The sequence below is a fragment of the Actinomadura sp. 7K534 genome (genome assembly GCF_004348575.1).
Taxonomy (GTDB): domain Bacteria; phylum Actinomycetota; class Actinomycetes; order Streptosporangiales; family Streptosporangiaceae; genus Spirillospora; species Spirillospora livida.
The window spans coordinates 22,614-39,029 of sequence record NZ_SMKB01000029.1 but is presented as its reverse complement, the minus strand read 5'-3'; the positions used below and the strand labels follow the sequence as shown (position 1 = coordinate 39,029).

Below are 16,416 nucleotides of genomic sequence, written 5' to 3'. Positions count from 1 at the left end.
CTGCGGGGCGGGGCTGGGAGCCCCCGTTCAGTCGTTCAGGATGACGTCGAGGTTCGTGCCGTCCAGTTCCGCGGTGTGCCCGAGGTCGGCGACGGCCTTCAGCAGCTCGTCGGGGGTGCGCGGTGCCGCGCCCGCCTTGAGCAGGTCGTGCGCGATCCGCCCGCGGGTCGCCTTCGCCATGTGGCTCACCACGGTCCGCTGCGTCTCGCCGCCGACGACCCGTTCCCGGAACACCCGCACGGCCACCGCCGGCCGGGGCGCCTTCCAGACGGACGCGTACGGCCCGGAGCGCATGTCGACGATCAGGCCGCCGTCGTCGAGCCGCAGCGCCTCCCGCATCGCCGGGCGCCACAGCGCGCCCAGGCGGCCCGCAGCGGGCAGGGACACCGCCATGGCCAGCCGGTATGCCGGGACGCGGTCGGTGAGCCTCAGCGCTCCCCACAGGCCCGAGAAGACGACGACCTGCTCGGCGGCGGACGCGGCATCGAGGTCGGAGAGGTCCAGGTTGTCGTAGAGGACGCCGGTGTACAGCCGCGCGACCGGCAGCGTTGCGGACTCGCGCAGCGCCCTGTTGCGGGCCAGCGCCTCCTCGGCCTGCCCCGCCGGCAGCTTGAGGATGCTCGGCGCGCCGGCGCGCCGGCTCACGTCGCTCAGCGCCCCCAGAAGGCGCTCACGCAGCGGGTTGAGGCCCGGGAAGCTCAGTGACGCCAGGTCCACGGGAGGGCCGTCCCCATCGGCGGCCTTCTTCTCCGACGGCGGCAGCAGGATGTGCACGATCCTCCCGAGGGCAGTGGTGTTCCAGGACGGTGGTACGGGCGCAGCCGAGGTGACCGGTACTTGCGCAGGTCAACGACCATCATCCCCGGGTGAAGAATGTCACTTCGGAGTGAGAGTCGCGTGGAATGCGTGATCCCCGTCACGGATTGTAAGCAGAGAGTGCCCACATCGTGACTCGCTGGAGTTATCCGGAATGGCGAACGGCGGCCACCGTCTCCGATGGCCGCCGTTCATGGCTCCTGCTATATGGGGATCTACCGCTCTTCGGCTGTAGCGGTGGCCGATGTTTCGGTCAGCCGGTCTGTCTCGTCCTGAATGTCGGCCCCGTTGGAACGGAGAGCCTCTGCGTACTTGCGACCGTGGTGGGCGCAGAACAGAAGGTCGCCGCCGCCTACAAGGACCGCACGGACGTAGGCCTGGGCGCCGCAGCGGTCGCATCGGTCGGCGACGGTCAGCGGCTTGGTTGGGGCAAGGGCTCCAGTCACGGCACCTTCCTCATGCTCGGGGTCGGTACTTAGGAGAACATCTAACCCGACGTGAACGTTCCCAACCTGCTTGTTCGTACGCCCACAGCAGAATGGGCCAATTAGTGATCGAGGTCACATCAATGCGCCTCCCATCTGAACAGGCGTACGGCGATCAGTGAACCGGCCACCGCGACGCCCAGCAGGATGCCGATCTGGGGGAGGACGGACCCCGGCCCGAGACCGCGGCTCATCACATTGAGCATCCCTTCGTTCAGGTAGCGCAGCGGGAAGATGTGGGACATCGTCTGCATCCAGCCCGGGGCCTGTTCCAAGGGGAAGAACGAACCGCCCAGGAACGCCATGGGCAAGACGATCAGCTGCGTCACCGCGTTGGCCGTCTCCTGGGTCTTCGCCCACGCCCCCACGAGCATGCCTATCGACAGGAAGGCGAGCACACCCGCGGTCAGCAGCGGTATGGCCATCCACCAGGCGCCCTCAAGCTGCAGCCCGAACATCGGGAGCCGCGCCACCAGCACGAACAGCGCGAACTGCACGAGGGCGATGGCGAGACTGACTGCGACGCGCGCGGCGAACACGGTGGGTATCGGGGCAGGGGAGAGCTGGAGGCGGCGCAGGAGTCCCTTGGTCCGCCATGTCACGAGCGTCTGGGACGCGCCGAAAACGGCCGCCGAGGCCAGGGCCCAGCCCAGCAGGCCGGGGGTGAAGAACTGGATGGCCTTGAGTGAGTCGTCCTCCACCTGCTGGGTGGCGAGCGTGTAGGCGGGCGGCTGACCGGTGGCGGCCTGGTTCGCCGCCTGGATGATCGAGTTCATCAGCCCGCGCACCGTCCCGGCCGTGACCTGTTCGGCCGCGGAGTAGTGCACAACGAGGCGGTTGCCGCGCTGCTCCACGGCGCCCGCCGCATCGCCCTTCTCCACCTGGCGGAGCGCGTCGGCGCGGTCGGACGCCGCAGTGACCGTGAGGACCTTGCCGAGCTCGTCGCCGCCCTGGGCGAGCGCCTGCTCCAGCACCGGCGCCTGGCCGATCTTCAGCACCTCCACCTTGGGCGTGGACTGGCCGCTGAAGATCCCGCCGAAGATGACCAGGAACATCAGAGGGAACAGGACGGTGAAGAACAGCGCGGACCTGTCCCGCCGGAAACCGAGGTACATCGCACGGGAAAGGCTCTTGAAGCTCTGGTACGCGCTCATGCCCTGTACTCCCGTCCGGTGACCTCTAGGAAGACGTCCTCAAGCGTGGCGCCGCGGATCTGGACCCCGTCGAGCGCGTCCTTGGCCGCCATGGCCGCGACCACCGCCGATGGGTCGCGGGTGGAGATGGTCAGCGAGACGCCGTCGTCGCTGGTCTCGTCCGCTCCAGGGAGGAGCCGCGCGTCCTCCGCCGTGAGGACGCCGCTGGCCACGCTGATCCTGGCCGGGGCGTCCAGGCCGCGGACCAGTACGGCCGGCGGGCCGAGCCGCAGGATCCGGCCGGCGTCCATGATGGCCACGCGGTCGCAGAGGATCTCCGCCTCGTCCATGTAGTGCGTGGTCAGGACGACCGTGCGGCCCCCCGTGTTGATCTCCCGCAGGACGTCCCAGAGGTTGCGGCGGGCCTGCGGGTCCAGGGCGGCGGTGGGCTCGTCCAGGAACACGATCTCCGGGTCGTGCACGAGCGCGCAGGCGATGGACAGGCGCTGCGCCTGCCCGCCCGAGAGCTTCTCGACCGGGACGTCTGCCTTCCCGTCCAGCCCGACCAGCTCCAGCATCGCGTCGCTCTTCCCGGCGGGGACGCCGTACAGCGAGCCGAACGTCCGGAGCTGCTCGCGCGTCGTCAGCCGCTCGAAGAACGACGACGACTGCAGCTGGACCCCGATCCGGGGCAGCAGCCCGGGGTTGCGCGGCCACGGCGACATGCCGAGCACCGACACCTGCCCCTCGTCTGCCTCCCGCAGGCCCTCGATGATCTCCAGTGCGGTCGTCTTCCCCGCGCCGTTCGGGCCGAGGATGCCGAAGAACTCGCCCTCCTCGACGGCGAACGTCACCCCGTCCACGGCCCGGACGTCCCCGTATCGCTTGCGTAGCCCTGTGACCTCGATCGTTTGCGCCATGCGGAGGACGATAGGTGCGCGCCGAGACGGAGCACACCCACCCAAAGGTGGACCTTCAGGTCTAGAAGTCGGAGCGCCGGGGCCCGCGCCGGGTAGCCTGGCCAGTCGACCGGGTCCGCCGTGCCGGCGTGCCACAGCGCCGGTGGCGGCGAGCCTCCAGGTGGATTGTCGGCGGCCGGGGGTAACCTTCTGCCGACCGTCCTACCCCCGAGGAGCACACGCACGTTGACCGCCGCGACCGCCGAAGCGACAACCGAAGACCCGCACGGCTACTCCGCCCGGCACCTGTCGGTGCTGGAGGGCCTGGAGGCCGTGCGCAAGCGACCCGGGATGTACGTCGGGTCGACCGACAGCCGGGGTCTCGCCCACTGCCTGTGGGAGATCGTCGACAACTGCGTCGACGAGGCCCTCGCCGGATACTGCACCCACATCAGCGTGACGATGCACGCCGACGGGTCCTTCGAGGTGGCCGACAACGGCCGCGGCATCCCGGTCGACCTGGAGCCCAAGACCGGGCTCGCCGGTGTCGAGCTGGTGATGACCCGGCTGCACGCGGGCGGCAAGTTCGGCGGGGTCTCCTACACGGCGTCCGGCGGCCTGCACGGTGTCGGCGCCTCCGTGGTCAACGCGCTGTCCGCCCGCCTGGACGTGGAGGTCGACCGCGACGGCCACACCCACGCGATCAGCTTCCGCCGCGGCCTGCCCGGCGAGTTCGCCGACGACGGCCGCCCGAACGCGCGGTTCAAGAAGAAGTCCGGCGTCCGGCAGATCCGCAAGGTCGCCAAGAAGGTCACCGGCACCCGGGTCCGCTTCTGGCCCGACCTCCAGATCTTCCTGAAGGAGGCCACGGTCGACCAGGGCCTCGTCCTGGACCGGATGCGCCAGACCGCGTTCCTCATCCCCGGCCTCACCATCGACGTCCGCGACGAGCGCGGCGAGGAGATCCTCGACGAGACGTTCCGGTTCGACGGCGGCATCGGGGAGTTCTGCACCTACCTCGCCAAGGACGCCCCCATCATCGACGTCCTGCGCCTCCAGGGCCGCGGGCACTTCACCGAGACCGTCCCCGTCCTGGACGACCAGGGCCACCTGACCCCCACCGACGTGGAACGCGACCTCGAGGTCGACATCGCGCTGCGCTGGGGCAGCGGCTACGACACCGTCACCAAGTCGTTCGTCAACGTGATCGCCACCCCCAAGGGCGGCACGCACGTGCGCGGCTTCGACCGCGCCGTGCTGAAGGTGCTCAACGAGCAGCTCCGCGCCACCAGGCTGCTGAAGAACGGCGACGAGGACGTCATCAAGGAGGACGTCCTGGAGGGCCTCACCGCCGTGGTGACGGTCCGGCTGCCCGAGCCTCAGTTCGAGGGCCAGACGAAGGAGGTCCTCGGCACCTCCGCGGCCACCCGCATCGTCTCCCAGGTCGTCACGCGCGAGCTGCGCCAGATCTTCGAGAACCCGCCGCGCGGCCAGAAGCAGCCGCTGCGGGCGGTGCTGGAGAAGGTCGTCGGCGCCGCGAAGACCCGGATCGCCGCCCGCACCCAGCGCGACAACCAGCGCCGCAAGAACGCGCTGGAGAACTCCGCGCTCCCGGCCAAGCTCGTCGACTGCCGCACCGCCGACGACCGCAGCGAGCTGTTCATCGTCGAGGGCGACTCGGCGCTCGGCACCGCCAAGCTGGCCCGCGACTCCGAGTTCCAGGCGCTGCTGCCGATCCGCGGCAAGATCCTCAACGTGCAGAAGGCGTCCGTCGCCGACATGCTCAAGAACGCCGAGTGCGCCGCGATCATCCAGGTCATCGGGGCCGGCTCGGGACGCACCTTCGACAGCACCGTGGCCCGCTACGGGCGGATCATCCTGATGGCGGACGCCGACGTCGACGGCTCCCACATCCGCTGCCTGCTGCTGACCCTGCTCTACCGCTACATGCGGCCCATGCTGGAGGAAGGGCGCGTGTACGCGGCCGTCCCGCCGCTGCACCGCATCGAGCTGACCAAGCCCAAGAAGGGCCAGGACAAGTACGTCTACTGCTACAGCGACGGCGAGCTCACCCGCAAGCTGGTCGAGTTCGAGCGCAAGGGCCAGCGCTGGAAGGAGCCCGTCCAGCGGTACAAGGGCCTCGGTGAGATGGACGCCGACCAGCTCGCCGAGACCACCATGGACCCGCGGCACCGCATCCTGCGCCGCATCCGCATCGAGGACGCCGAGGAAGCCGCCAAGATCTTCGACCTGCTGATGGGCAGCGACGTGGCACCGCGCCGCGCGTTCATCACCGCCGGCGCCTCCGAGCTCGACGCCGAACGCATCGACGTGTGACCCCGGCAGGGTGGACGGGCGTCCACCCTGCGGTGGAGAGCGGAAGTCCAGCCCGGCACCGATGTACCGGTGGCCGCCGCGGGCGTAGCTTCGGTGACCATGGACACGCCCGACAGCGCTCCGACCGCAGTCCCTGGGACCGGCGCCCGGCGGCGCGTCGTGATCTGCAAGGCGCGTCCCGTGGACGGGGTCATCCGCGCCGTCGTCGTGGGTCTCCTGGTGACGTGGGGCCTGGTGGTCTACGTCCGGGACATGGCGGACGCCGATCCGATGCAGGCGTTGCGCGGCCCCGGGCCGGCCCTCGTCCTGCTCAGCGCGGTCCTGTTCGGGACGCTGGGCAGCGGCCTGTGGGTCGGACGGCACCGCGGCTCCAGCCGGTGGCGGCTGGGGATCGTCCTGCTGCTGGTGTCGATGGCGGCGGCGGTGACGCTGTACGCGGCCACCCCGGCGGCGGACCGCGGCCTGCTCTTCTGCATGGCGGCCCTGTGGGCGCTGCTGATCCGGCTCCCGCTGCGCTGGGGCGTGGCGGTCAGCGCACTCACCATCGGGACGATCGGCGGGCTGGGCGAGGTCTTCCGCGACGGCGCCGACCTGGGGCTGCTGGCCGCCTTCGCCGGGATCACGGCGGGCGGCGTCGCCAGCCGGCAGAACGCGGTCGCGCAGGAGGCGACGCGCCGCGCGGAGGCCGCCAACGCCGTCCTCGCCGAGCGGTCGCACATCGCACGCGAGATCCACGACATCCTCGCCCATTCGCTGTCGGCGCAGATCGTCCATCTGGAGGGCGCCAGGCTGCTGCTCTCCCGGGACGGTGACCGCGTGCAGGCCCTGGACCGGGTGGAGCGCGCGCGGAACCTCGCCCGCTCGGGCCTGGAGGAGACGAGGCGGGCCCTGGCGACGCTGCGCGGCGAGATGCCGGAACCGCAGGAGGTCCTCGCCGAACTGGCCGAGGAGTTCTACCAGAGCACCGGCCGTCCCTGCGATGTGCGGGTGACGGGCGAGCCGCGCGAACTGCCGCCTCAGGCGGGCCTGACCGTCGTGCGCACCGCGCAGGAGGCGCTCACCAACGTCCGCAAACACGCGCCCGGCGCGCGCGCACACGTGACGCTGCGCTACCTCGGCGACAAGGTCGAGCTCGAGGTGACCGACAGCGGCGGCACGGAGCCCGTCGTTGCGGCGGACGGCGGGGGGTACGGCCTGGTGGGCATGCGCGAACGTGCCGAGCTGATCGATGGCACCCTGATGACCGGGCCGGACGGCAGGGGGTTCCGCGTGTCCCTCCGGGTGCCGGTGTGACGGGAGACGGGGCGCGGTGAGCGAGAAGACGAGAATCCTGGTCGTCGACGACCAGACCGTGGTGCGCGAGGGCCTGGTCCTGCTGCTCGAACTGCTGCCCGGCCTCGACGTGGCCGGGTCGTGCGGGGACGGCGAGCGGGCCGTGGCGATGGTCGCGGAACTCAACCCCGACGTCGTCCTGATGGACCTGCGGATGCCGCGCATGGACGGCGTGGAGGCGACACGCCGGATCAAGCGGGCCCACCCGGACGTCGAGGTCGTCGTCCTCACCACCTACGCCGACGACGAGTCGATCTTCGCCGCGCTGCGCGCCGGGGCCCGCGGCTACCTCACCAAGGACGCCGGCGCGGACGAGATCGCCCGCGCCGTCGACGCGGTCCGCGGGGGAGCGGCGCAGCTCGACCCGGCCGTGCAGCGCCGCCTGGTCGAGGCGGTCGCCACCGAGCCGCGTCCCGGCCGTCCCGCCGGGAGCGCCCTGCCCGACGGGCTCACCCGGCGCGAGGCCGAGGTGCTCACCCTGATCGCCCAGGGGCGCTCGAACGGCGAGATAGCCGGTGACCTGTTCATTTCCGAGGCGACGGTCAAGACGCACATCAACAACCTGTTCGCCAAGGCGAACCTCCGCGACCGGGCCCAAGCCGTCACCTACGCCTACAGGCACGGCCTCGCGGGGTGAACGACCGCGGCGTAACTCTGCCGGTGTTGTTCGGCCGGTGTTGTTCAAGCGGTGTGATTACCGCCGGCGTAATTACACCGGCTCGTTGCCGGGCTTCCATTTGATCCCGCAGCCGAGGCTGGGCGTGTGCGGCTCGGGGACGGCCTTGCCCGCGAGCACCAGGTCCAGGGCCGCCCGTAGCGAGGCGCCGTCGGACGGTACGTCGTTCCTGGGGCGAGCCCCGTCGAACTCGCCTCGGTAGGCGAGCTTGCGTTCCCGGTCGTACAGGAAGAAGTCCGGTGTGCAGGCGGCCTTGAACGCCTTCGCCGTTTCCTGGGATTCGTCCACCAGGTACGGGAAACGGAATCCGGCGCGCTTGGCCTGCTCACGCAGGTGGTCGGCGTCGTCGTCCGGATAGTTCGAGACGTCGTTGCTGCACACGGCGACGGTGGCGAGCCCCTTGGCCGCGTACTCCGCGGTGACGGCGCCGATCGCGTCCTCGATGCGCCGCACGTACGGGCAGTGGTTGGACAGGAAGACCACCAGCAGGGCGGACGCGTCCGCGAAGTCCGCCTCCGACACGGTGCCGCCCTCGACGGACGGGAGCCGGAACGCGGGGACCGCTGAACCGAGCGGGACCATGAACGATGCGATAGCCATGCGCCCATCATCCTGCACCGAGGACCAAGCGACCGCTTGCTAGGCTTCGCCCCATGCCGTCTCAGGAGCACATGAAGCAGGCCCTCCAGACCTACATCGACGCCTTCAACGCGGGTGACACGGCGGCCATTTCCGGCCTCTACGCCGACGACGCCGTCATCGAGGACCCGGTCGGCAACCCGCCGATCAGCGGCCGCGCCGGGATCGAGGAGTTCTACACCAACGCCATCGCCGGCGGAGCCAAGCTCACCCTCGACGCCCCGATCCGCGGCTCCCACGGCGACCGGGCGGCGATGGCCTTCACCGTCGACATCCCGGGCATGCGGATCCGCGCCATCGACGTCATGACCTTCAACGCCGACGGCAAGATCGTCCGCATGGACGCCCACTGGGGGCCGGACGACATCGAGACCTGAGGGCTTGTCGCCGCCGACCTCGGCGACGTAGGCGAGCGCGTGACCTGGCAGGTGCGGCGAGGCCGCCGGGCGGGAGCGGTGCGTCGGTCCGCGGCGAAGCACCCTCCCGCTCACCGGGACGTTCCGGTGCCCGCGTCGCGGGCGTCCGGCAGAGTCATGCTCGACCCAGCCCAGCGTGGAAGGGGCCGCGGCGTGGTCAACCGGAGTCATCGGTACGCGAAGATCAACGGTCTCGACGTCCACTACGTGGAGGCGGGGCAGGGACCGCTCGTCGTCCTCCTGCACGGCTTCCCGCACCTGTGGTTCAGCTGGCGCCACCAGATCGGCCCGATCGCCGAGGCGGGTTTCCGGGTCGTGGCGCCCGACATGCGGGGCATGGGCGACACGAGCGGCCCGGCAGAACCCCGGGAGTACGGCGTCGACCGGATCGTCGGAGACCTGGTCGGCCTCCTCGACCATCTCGGCGAGGAGAAGGCGGTCTTCAGCGGCCTCGATTTCGGGCTGTTCGCCGCCTATGACCTCGCCTACCACCATCCCGAGCGGATCGCCGCGATCATCGGGCTGGAGAACCCGTTCATCACGCCGAGCGAGGAACCCCCGCTGGCGCTGGCCGCCCGGCAGGCCGGTAGGCACTTCAACCACATCCACTACTTCATCGCCCCGGGCGTGGCCGACCGTGATCTCGACGCGGCGCCGGGCGAGTTCCTGCGCAAGCTGTTCTACGCGCTTTCCAGCGACTACCACTATCTCGACGTCTGGCGAAAGCCTCCGGGCACCTCCTATATCGACGCCCTGCCGGAGACGCCGCCCCTTCCGTGGCCGTGGCTGACCGAGGCGGAACTGGAGTTCTACGTGGCGGCCTACAGTCGCAGCGGCTTCACAGGCGCCTTGAACTGGTACCGGGCGATGGACCTCTCCTGGGAGTACCGCAAGTCGTACGCCGGAAGGAAGAACCCCGTGCCCTTCTATTTCATCGGGAGCGAGCAGGACGCCGACCTGGAAGGCTGGCACGGCCGCGATCCCCTCACCAAGTTGGCGCGGCACCACGAGGACGTTCGCGACGTACGGATGATAAAGAACGCCGGACACATGATGCAGATGGAGAAACCCGCCGAGACGACGGCGGCCATGCTGGAATTCCTGACCACCGGCAGGGAGTCGGGATGGGCCTGACCGAAGACCGCGTGGCGGTGGTCACCGGGGCCAGCCGAGGCGCCGGCAAGGGAATCGCGCTGGCACTGGGCGAGGCCGGGACGACCGTCTACGTGACGGGACGGACCGGGGCCGCAGGCGAGACGGAGCTGCCAGGCACGGTCTACGAAACGGCGGCGGAGATCGACCGGCGGGGCGGCACCGGAATTCCGGTGATCTGCGACCACTCCCAGGACGACCAGGTTGAGGCCCTGTTCGAGCAGGTTGAGCGGGAGCACGGCGGGCTGGACGTCCTCGTGAACAATGCGTTCGCCATTCACCCGGACCTTGCCCGCAAGGGCCCCTTCTGGGAGAAGTCGCTCGCACTCCAGGACATGTTCGACGTGGGAATGCGCTCCGCCTACGTCGCCAGCTACTACGCGGCACCCCTGCTCATCAAGAACGGCGCGGGCCTCATCGTCAACACCTCGTCATTCGGCGGCCGCTGCTACATGCACGGCCCCGCCTACGGCGCAGGCAAGGCCGCGGTCGACAAAATGGCCCATGACATGGCCGTGGACTTCCGGCCCTACAACGTCGCCGTCATTTCCCTCTGGATGGGGTTGCTGAAGACGGAGCGGACCAAGGCTCTCTTCGAGGGCGCTCCCGACCGCTACGCGTCCTTCGCCGCCGCCGCGGAGTCCCCGGAGTTCAGCGGCCGCCTGGTCGACGCCCTGGCCCGCGACCCGGACTTGATGAAACGCAGCGGCCAGGTTCTCATCGGCGCCGAACTGGGCGAAGAACTGAACGTCCGTGACACCGACGGCACCCGCCCCCACTCCCACCGCGAGACCCTGGGAGATCCGCCGACCTTCAACAAGGCCGTCGTCCAGTAACCAGCGCAGGACCGGGTGAACGAGGTTTATCGTCGCCCAACCGGTCATGCATGAGTCATGCATGGACATGGCCCACCCGTCCCGAGTCCCCCTCGCGGGGAGGATTCCGCGTGCGAGGGGGAGCGCCTTGGGTGAAGTTCTCGCGCTGCTCTCGGCCCTGTTATTCGGCACGACGCACTTCCTCAACGGGCTGGTCGCCCGCCGCGTCGACAGCGCCGCCGTGGCCCTCATCGGGCAGGTCGGCGGCACGGTCCTGGTACTCGTCGTCGCCCCGTTGTTCATCGCACCGCAGGTCAGCGGCGGCGCGCTCGCCTGGGGCGCCCTCTCCGGCATCGGGAGCGGGATCGGCGTGGGCTTTCTCTACCGCGGCATGACCAGGGGGCGCTTCAGCGTCGTCGTCCCGCTGAGCGACGTGGCCGCCGTCGCCTTACCGGTGCTGGTCGGAGTCGCGCTCCTGGGGGATCGTCCGGCCGTCCTCGCCTGGTGCGGGATCGCCGTCGCCCCACCGGCGCTGTGGTTCCTCTCCCGCTCTGGGCGCGACGAGAGGGGCGGCACAGTGTCCGGCGCTCGGGACGGTCTCGTCGCCGGCGTGGGGTTCGCCCTGCAGTTCATCGCGCTCGCCCAGGCCGACACGGACGCCGGATTGTGGCCGCTGGCGGCCAGCCGCATCGCGTCGGTGCTGACGCTCCTGCCGCTGATCGTCCGGCGTCCTGCACGTGTCCGGATGCCCGCCGGCTTCGTCTACGGCTGCCTCGGAGTGGGGGCCCTTGGGACGACCGCGATGGCGTTGTACGTCCTCGCCACGCGTGAACAGCTGATGTCCCTGGTGGTCGTGCTGACCGCGCTGTACCCGGCCATCCCCGTGCTCCTCGGCGTCACCGTCCTGCGCGAACGCCTGACCCGGGCCCAGGGATTCGGACTGGCATGTGCCGCCGCCGCCATCGGGCTCATCTCCCTGGCCTAGGGCCGGCGCACCTGCTCGGACGCGGTGGTCGGGTCCGTGCCTCACTCAGGACGGCGACCGGCCCTCGTCCGCGGAGGCGAGGTGCGCCCGTTCCGCGGCGCCGACCGGGCACGTGGCGTTCTCCGCCGTGCACGCGTTCCGGTCGCACAGCCGGCACAGGCGGTCGGCGTGGCCGGGTCCCTGGTAGAGGCCCTCCAGGAGCTTCTCCAGGAGGACGCCGAGGGTCTCGAGTTGAGCCTCGTCGAAGCCGTCCAGCACCCGCCGCAGACCAGCGCCTCGCGTGTCCAGCAGATGCTCGGCGCAGCGGCGTCCCTCCTCGGTGGGGTGTACGCCGATGAGGTTGCCGACGAGGCGCCGTCGTTCCACCAGCCCCGAACGCTCCAGTGAATCGACCATGCGCACAGCCGCCGACTGCGTGAGGCCGACGCGCCGCCCGAGCTCCGTCACGCTCACGCCCGGCGCCGTACGCAGGATGATCAAGGCGGCGGCGTTGCTGGTGTTGAGCCGGAACGCGGCCACCGAGCGATCGCGCAGATCGTCGGTGACCGCGGTCGCGGCCGCCCCGAGCAGGTTCGCGACTCTCTCCGTTGTGGCATGCATGACTCATGCATTCCCGTTCTGAGCGGTGCAATCACATCGCCGGAGCGACTTCGCGTGACGGCGTCAGCTCTCGCAGGCCACGCCGTCGCCGTCGCGGTCGAGGTCGTAGATGTCCGAGCCGATGATGCGGACGGGACCCCGCACGTACGCCGGGCCGTTGCCGCTGCCGCCCGCGCAGTCGACGTCGCTGGCGATGGGCACGCAGGCTCCGCTGTAGTTCGGGTCGCAGGACCGGGCCCGCTTGGTGCCGACCGCGATGATCCGGGTGAGGGGTTTCCTCGTTACCCTCTCGCCCACCACTTTCGTGTCCGTCTTGGTGCCGTCGGTGTAGGTCACCTTGTAGGTGACGGTCTTGACGCCCGCGACGCCGCGTTGCCTCACCCTGGTGGTGCCCTTGGCGAGGGTGGGGTCGTTGACCCTTCTCGTCCTGTACGGGATCTTGCGCGTCCTCGTGACGGTGCGTTGCTCGACGGACGGGCTGGGCGCGGGGGACGCGGTCGTTGTGGCGGGCTCGCTCGCCGGAGAGGTGGTCGCGCCCGCCGCGGCATTCGAACCCGTCGCAGGCTGCTCGGCCGGTTCGGTGCAGCCGCCGATTGCGAGTAATGCACTGATCGCCGCAATGACCGGAATGAAACGTCCCATGATTCCCCCTAAGTAGGGATAAATCATCTGGCTGTCATCCCGGATGGGTCAATCGTGGAAAATACGTGGCGGTGAGCCGGGTCAATCCAGCCCGCGGACCCTCTTGGCGAGTTCGCTGAGCTTGTCGAACCGTTCACCGGCCTTGCGCATGGTCGGGGCGCCGGCCGTCTCGCCGCTGTCCGCCGCGATCGGGCTCACCACGTTCTCGGCTCCCTGCACGAACATGCCTCCATCCAGGGAGACGACGCCATAGAACTTCTTTGACTCCTGGGGGATGGGCCGCGCGCCGGGTTTGGAGGTGGGGGGCGGTGCGCCCTGCCAGCGCAAGAACCACACCGCCTGGCCTTGGGGCAGCGAGGCGCGCAGCGCGGCGATCGATTCCGGGGAATCCACGGTCGCTTCACCGGTGAATTCCACGACCACGTCCTTGAGTTCTGGCCGGAGCTTCCCATGCAGGACTTCGACCGGCCGTAGCACGACACCCGTCATCGGCACCCTGGCCTCGGGCGGTCCGACGACGCGGGTCCGGCGCACATCGGCGACCTCCGCGACGATCACGGCGGTGGCCGCGTCCGCGCCGGCCGCCAGGCTCTCGGGCGGCTCGACCAGCAGAGCGTTCGGCATCCGGAACCGCTCGAAGAATGCGACGTTCTCGCGGCGATGGGTGTCGAGTGCCGCTGCGGCGCCAGGGCGCGCGGTCTCGCTCTGCGGTGCGGCGGCGACTTCACCGCCGCCGTCGCCGCAGGCAGCGGTTACGGACGTGACCGTGATCAGCATGGCCACGGCTCGGAGCGAACGCATCTGCTTCATGACCTCAGCCGTTCGGTAGTGGCCATTGCTGTGGCCTGGCCGTGGTCATCTAGCGTGGCCGCGGCACCATCCTGCGATTGTAGGAAAAGTGCCGGGGGAGAGTGGGAAGGTCCCGGTCGCGTGGGCGAGCCGGGACCTTTGGTCATTCTTCGGTCGTGTCTTCTTCCGGGGGTTCGCCGATGGGGCCGCTGATGGCGGCTATCGGCTTGTCGAGCTTCTCGCCGGAGCCGTCCCGGCGACCCATCGTCACGTTGAGCATGACCGGTTTGCCGTTGGCGGCCGTGGCGCGGAGCGGGGTCGGGGCCGCCCACGCCTGGAGGAGGACGTCCTCGCCCTTGAGGAAGCGGTGCGAGCGGACGCCGCCGGTCGCGCGGCCCTTGGCCGGGAAGTCGGCGAAGTCGGCCAGCTTGATCGCGCCGGTCTGGGTGCCGGGCAGGGCGGACGACGCACCGGAGATCGTGATGACGCGGGCCTCGCGGGCGGGGTCGAGGGCGCCGAACCACAGGACGCGGGCCCCCGCGCCCAGCTTGATCCCCGCCATGCCGCCGGCGGCGCGGCCCTGCGGGCGGACGAGCGAGGCGGCGAAGTGCAGGAGCTGCGCGTCGGTGCTGATGAAGACGAGGTGCTGGTCCTCGGAGAGGAGCTGCACCGCTCCCACGACGCGGTCGTCGTCCTTGAGGGTGATCACTTCGAACTCGTCGCGGTTGGCGGGGAAGTCGGGGACGACCCGTTTCACCACGCCATGGGCGGTGCCCAGTGCGAGGCCGCCGCCCACCTCGGAGACGGCGCCTATGCCGACGACCGTTTCGTCCGGTTCCAGGTCGACGTACTCGGCCACCGGCGCGCCGCCCGCGAGGGACGGCGGCGTAGCCGACGCCGGGAGGGTCGGGAGGTCGAGGACGTCGATGCGGATCATCCGGCCCAGGGACGTCACCGCGCCGACCTGGCCCCGGGCCGTGGCGGGGACGACGGAGACCAGGACGTCGTGGTTCGCGCGGGGGCCGCTGTCCGGCAGCGGGGACGCGTCGTGGGTGCGGGCCATGAGGCCGGTGGACGACAGCAGCACCGTGCAGGGGTCGTCCGCCACCTCCAGGGGGACGGCGTCCGCGGCGGTCTGGCCGGAGGATTCGAGCAGGATCGTGCGGCGCGGGGTGGAGAAATCCTTGGCGACCTCGCCGAGCTCCTTGGAGACGACGCCGCGGAGCTTCTTCTCCGATTCGAGGATCGCGGTCAGCCGGGCGATCTCCTTGGCGAGCTGCTCCTTCTCCTTCTCCAGCTCCAGGCGGTCGAAGCGGGTGAGGCGGCGCAGCGGCGTGTCCAGGATGTACTGCGCCTGGATCTCCGACAGCTCGAAGATCTGCATGAGGCGCTGCTTGGCCTGGGCGGAGTCGTCGCTCTGCCGGATGACCTGGATGACCTCGTCGATGTTGAGGAGGGCGACCAGCAGGCCGTCCACGAGGTGCAGGCGGTCCTCGCGCTTCTTGCGGCGGTGCATCGAGCGGCGGCGCACGACGTTGATGCGGTGGTCGACGTAGACCTGCAGCATCTCGCGGAGGCCGAGGGTGCGGGGCTGGCCGTCGACGAGGGCGACGTTGTTGATGCCGAACGTCTCCTCCATCGGGGTGAGCCGGTAGAGGTCGGCCAGGACGGCCTCGGGGTTGAAGCCGTTCTTGATCTCGATGACCAGGCGGAGGCCGACGTTGCGGTCGGTGAGGTCCTTCAGGTCGGAGATGCCCTGGATCTTCTTGGCGTTGACCAGTTCCTTGATCTTGGCTTTGACGCGCTCCGGCCCGACGGCGTAGGGCAGCTCGCTGACGACGATGCCCTTGCGGCGCGGCGTGACGTTCTCGATCGTCGTGGTGGCGCGGGTGCGGAACGTGCCCCGGCCGCGCTCGTAGGCGTCGCGGATGCCCTCCAGCCCGACGATCTTGCCGCCGGTGGGCAGGTCGGGGCCGGGGACGAAGCGCATCAGGTCGTCCAGCGTGGCGTCCGGGTGGTCGATCAGGTGCCGGGCCGCGGCGATGACCTCGCCGAGGTTGTGCGGCGCCATGTTCGTGGCCATCCCGACCGCGATGCCGGACGCCCCGTTGACCAGCAGGTTCGGGAACGCCGCCGGCAGCACCTCCGGCTCGGTCTCCTGGCCGTCGTAGTTGGGCCGGAAGTCGACCGTGTCCTCGTCGATGGAGGCGACCATGAGCATCGCCTCGCGGGACAGCCGGGCCTCGGTGTACCGCATGGCGGCGGGCAGGTCGTCGCCGCCGAGCGAGCCGAAGTTGCCGTGCCCGTCGACCAGCGGCATCCGCATCGCCCACGACTGCGCCATGCGGACCATCGCGTCGTAGATGGCGCTGTCGCCGTGCGGGTGCAGCTTGCCCATGACCTCGCCGACGACGCGGGCGCACTTGACGTGCCCGCGGTCGGGGCGGAGCCCCATCTCGTTCATCGAGTACAGGATCCGGCGCTGGACGGGCTTCAGGCCGTCCCGGGCGTCCGGAAGCGCCCGCTGGTAGATCACCGAGTAGGCGTACTCAAGGAAACTGCCGCGCATCTCCTCGGAGACATCGACGTCCACGATGTTCTCTTCGAAGTCCGGCGGGGGAGGGGATTGGGATCCGCGTCGTGCCATGCCCCACATTGTGGCCGGTCCCTGGGACAAGTTGTGCCCGTCCCACCCGGCGA

General features: G+C 70.1%; 16 protein-coding genes. 7 read left to right on the top strand and 9 right to left on the bottom strand.

Annotation, left to right across the window (positions count from 1 at the left end):
* Positions 1-27 precede the first annotated feature (27 nt).
* The 4 genes from E1266_RS09125 to E1266_RS09110 form a co-directional block, all read right to left on the bottom strand.
* Positions 28-774 (bottom strand): peroxide stress protein YaaA, encoded by a 747-nt coding sequence (locus tag E1266_RS09125; RefSeq protein ID WP_132045753.1) that lies wholly within the window; start codon positions 772-774, stop codon positions 28-30.
* A 257-nt stretch (positions 775-1,031) separates the two neighbouring features.
* Complete coding sequence (locus tag E1266_RS39340) at positions 1,032-1,262, bottom strand: hypothetical protein (RefSeq protein ID WP_132045751.1); 231 nt, start codon at positions 1,260-1,262, stop codon at positions 1,032-1,034.
* Between the two features lie 119 nt (positions 1,263-1,381).
* Entirely contained in the window at positions 1,382-2,455 is a 1,074-nt protein-coding gene (locus tag E1266_RS09115; protein WP_132045749.1) for an ABC transporter permease, read from the bottom strand.
* Complete coding sequence (locus E1266_RS09110; RefSeq protein WP_132045747.1) at positions 2,452-3,354, bottom strand: ABC transporter ATP-binding protein; 903 nt, start codon at positions 3,352-3,354, stop codon at positions 2,452-2,454. The genes E1266_RS09115 and E1266_RS09110 overlap by 4 nt, the downstream gene beginning before the upstream one ends.
* Positions 3,355-3,579: 225 nt before the next feature.
* Here E1266_RS09110 and E1266_RS09105 point away from each other — a divergent pair, with 225 nt between their 5' ends.
* The 3 genes from E1266_RS09105 (at position 3,580) to E1266_RS09095 (ending at position 7,639) form a co-directional block, all read left to right on the top strand.
* The gene (locus E1266_RS09105) at positions 3,580-5,670 is read left to right on the top strand and encodes a DNA topoisomerase IV subunit B (protein ID WP_132045745.1); all 2,091 of its coding nucleotides are present in this window, start codon (positions 3,580-3,582) and stop codon (positions 5,668-5,670) included.
* A gap of 99 nt (positions 5,671-5,769) precedes the next feature.
* Positions 5,770-6,963: a sensor histidine kinase gene (locus E1266_RS09100; RefSeq protein WP_132045743.1), complete on the top strand. Its 1,194-nt coding sequence runs from the start codon at positions 5,770-5,772 to the stop codon at positions 6,961-6,963.
* Positions 6,964-6,979: 16 nt separating this feature from the next.
* Positions 6,980-7,639, top strand: coding sequence for a response regulator transcription factor (locus E1266_RS09095; RefSeq protein ID WP_132045741.1), 660 nt, complete (start codon positions 6,980-6,982; stop codon positions 7,637-7,639).
* 72 nt (positions 7,640-7,711) lie between these two features.
* Here the strand turns inward: E1266_RS09095 and E1266_RS09090 are convergent, their stop codons facing one another.
* Complete coding sequence (locus E1266_RS09090; protein ID WP_132045739.1) at positions 7,712-8,278, bottom strand: thioredoxin family protein; 567 nt, start codon at positions 8,276-8,278, stop codon at positions 7,712-7,714.
* 53 nt (positions 8,279-8,331) lie between these two features.
* On the opposite strand from E1266_RS09090, the gene E1266_RS09085 reads away from it, so the two are divergent.
* The 4 genes from E1266_RS09085 to E1266_RS09070 all read left to right on the top strand — a co-directional run bounded on the left by E1266_RS09085 (position 8,332) and on the right by E1266_RS09070 (position 11,685).
* The gene (locus E1266_RS09085; protein ID WP_132045737.1) at positions 8,332-8,694 is read left to right on the top strand and encodes a nuclear transport factor 2 family protein; all 363 of its coding nucleotides are present in this window, start codon (positions 8,332-8,334) and stop codon (positions 8,692-8,694) included.
* Positions 8,695-8,886: 192 nt separating this feature from the next.
* Complete coding sequence (locus E1266_RS09080; RefSeq protein WP_132045735.1) at positions 8,887-9,867, top strand: alpha/beta hydrolase; 981 nt, start codon at positions 8,887-8,889, stop codon at positions 9,865-9,867.
* Positions 9,858-10,721 carry an SDR family NAD(P)-dependent oxidoreductase gene (locus E1266_RS09075; protein ID WP_132045733.1) on the top strand — a complete coding sequence of 288 codons (864 nt, stop codon included), beginning with the start codon at positions 9,858-9,860 and terminating at the stop codon, positions 10,719-10,721. The genes E1266_RS09080 and E1266_RS09075 overlap by 10 nt, the downstream gene beginning before the upstream one ends.
* 127 nt (positions 10,722-10,848) lie before the next feature.
* Positions 10,849-11,685 (top strand): DMT family transporter, encoded by an 837-nt coding sequence (locus E1266_RS09070; RefSeq protein ID WP_132045731.1) that lies wholly within the window; start codon positions 10,849-10,851, stop codon positions 11,683-11,685.
* Positions 11,686-11,730: 45 nt separating this feature from the next.
* Here the strand turns inward: E1266_RS09070 and E1266_RS09065 are convergent, their stop codons facing one another.
* The 4 genes from E1266_RS09065 to E1266_RS09050 all read right to left on the bottom strand — a co-directional run bounded on the left by E1266_RS09065 (position 11,731) and on the right by E1266_RS09050 (position 16,363).
* Entirely contained in the window at positions 11,731-12,285 is a 555-nt protein-coding gene (locus tag E1266_RS09065) for a MarR family transcriptional regulator (RefSeq protein ID WP_132045729.1), read from the bottom strand.
* Positions 12,286-12,348: 63 nt separating this feature from the next.
* On the bottom strand, positions 12,349-12,927 hold the full coding sequence (locus E1266_RS09060; RefSeq protein ID WP_132045727.1) for a G5 domain-containing protein: 579 nt from the start codon (positions 12,925-12,927) through the stop codon (positions 12,349-12,351).
* An 81-nt stretch (positions 12,928-13,008) separates the two neighbouring features.
* A complete protein-coding gene (locus E1266_RS09055) occupies positions 13,009-13,710 on the bottom strand; it encodes a hypothetical protein (RefSeq protein ID WP_132045725.1) in 702 nt (233 codons plus the stop codon).
* A gap of 169 nt (positions 13,711-13,879) precedes the next feature.
* On the bottom strand, positions 13,880-16,363 hold the full coding sequence (locus E1266_RS09050) for a DNA topoisomerase IV subunit A (RefSeq protein WP_132045723.1): 2,484 nt from the start codon (positions 16,361-16,363) through the stop codon (positions 13,880-13,882).
* Between the last annotated feature and the right edge of the window lie 53 nt (positions 16,364-16,416).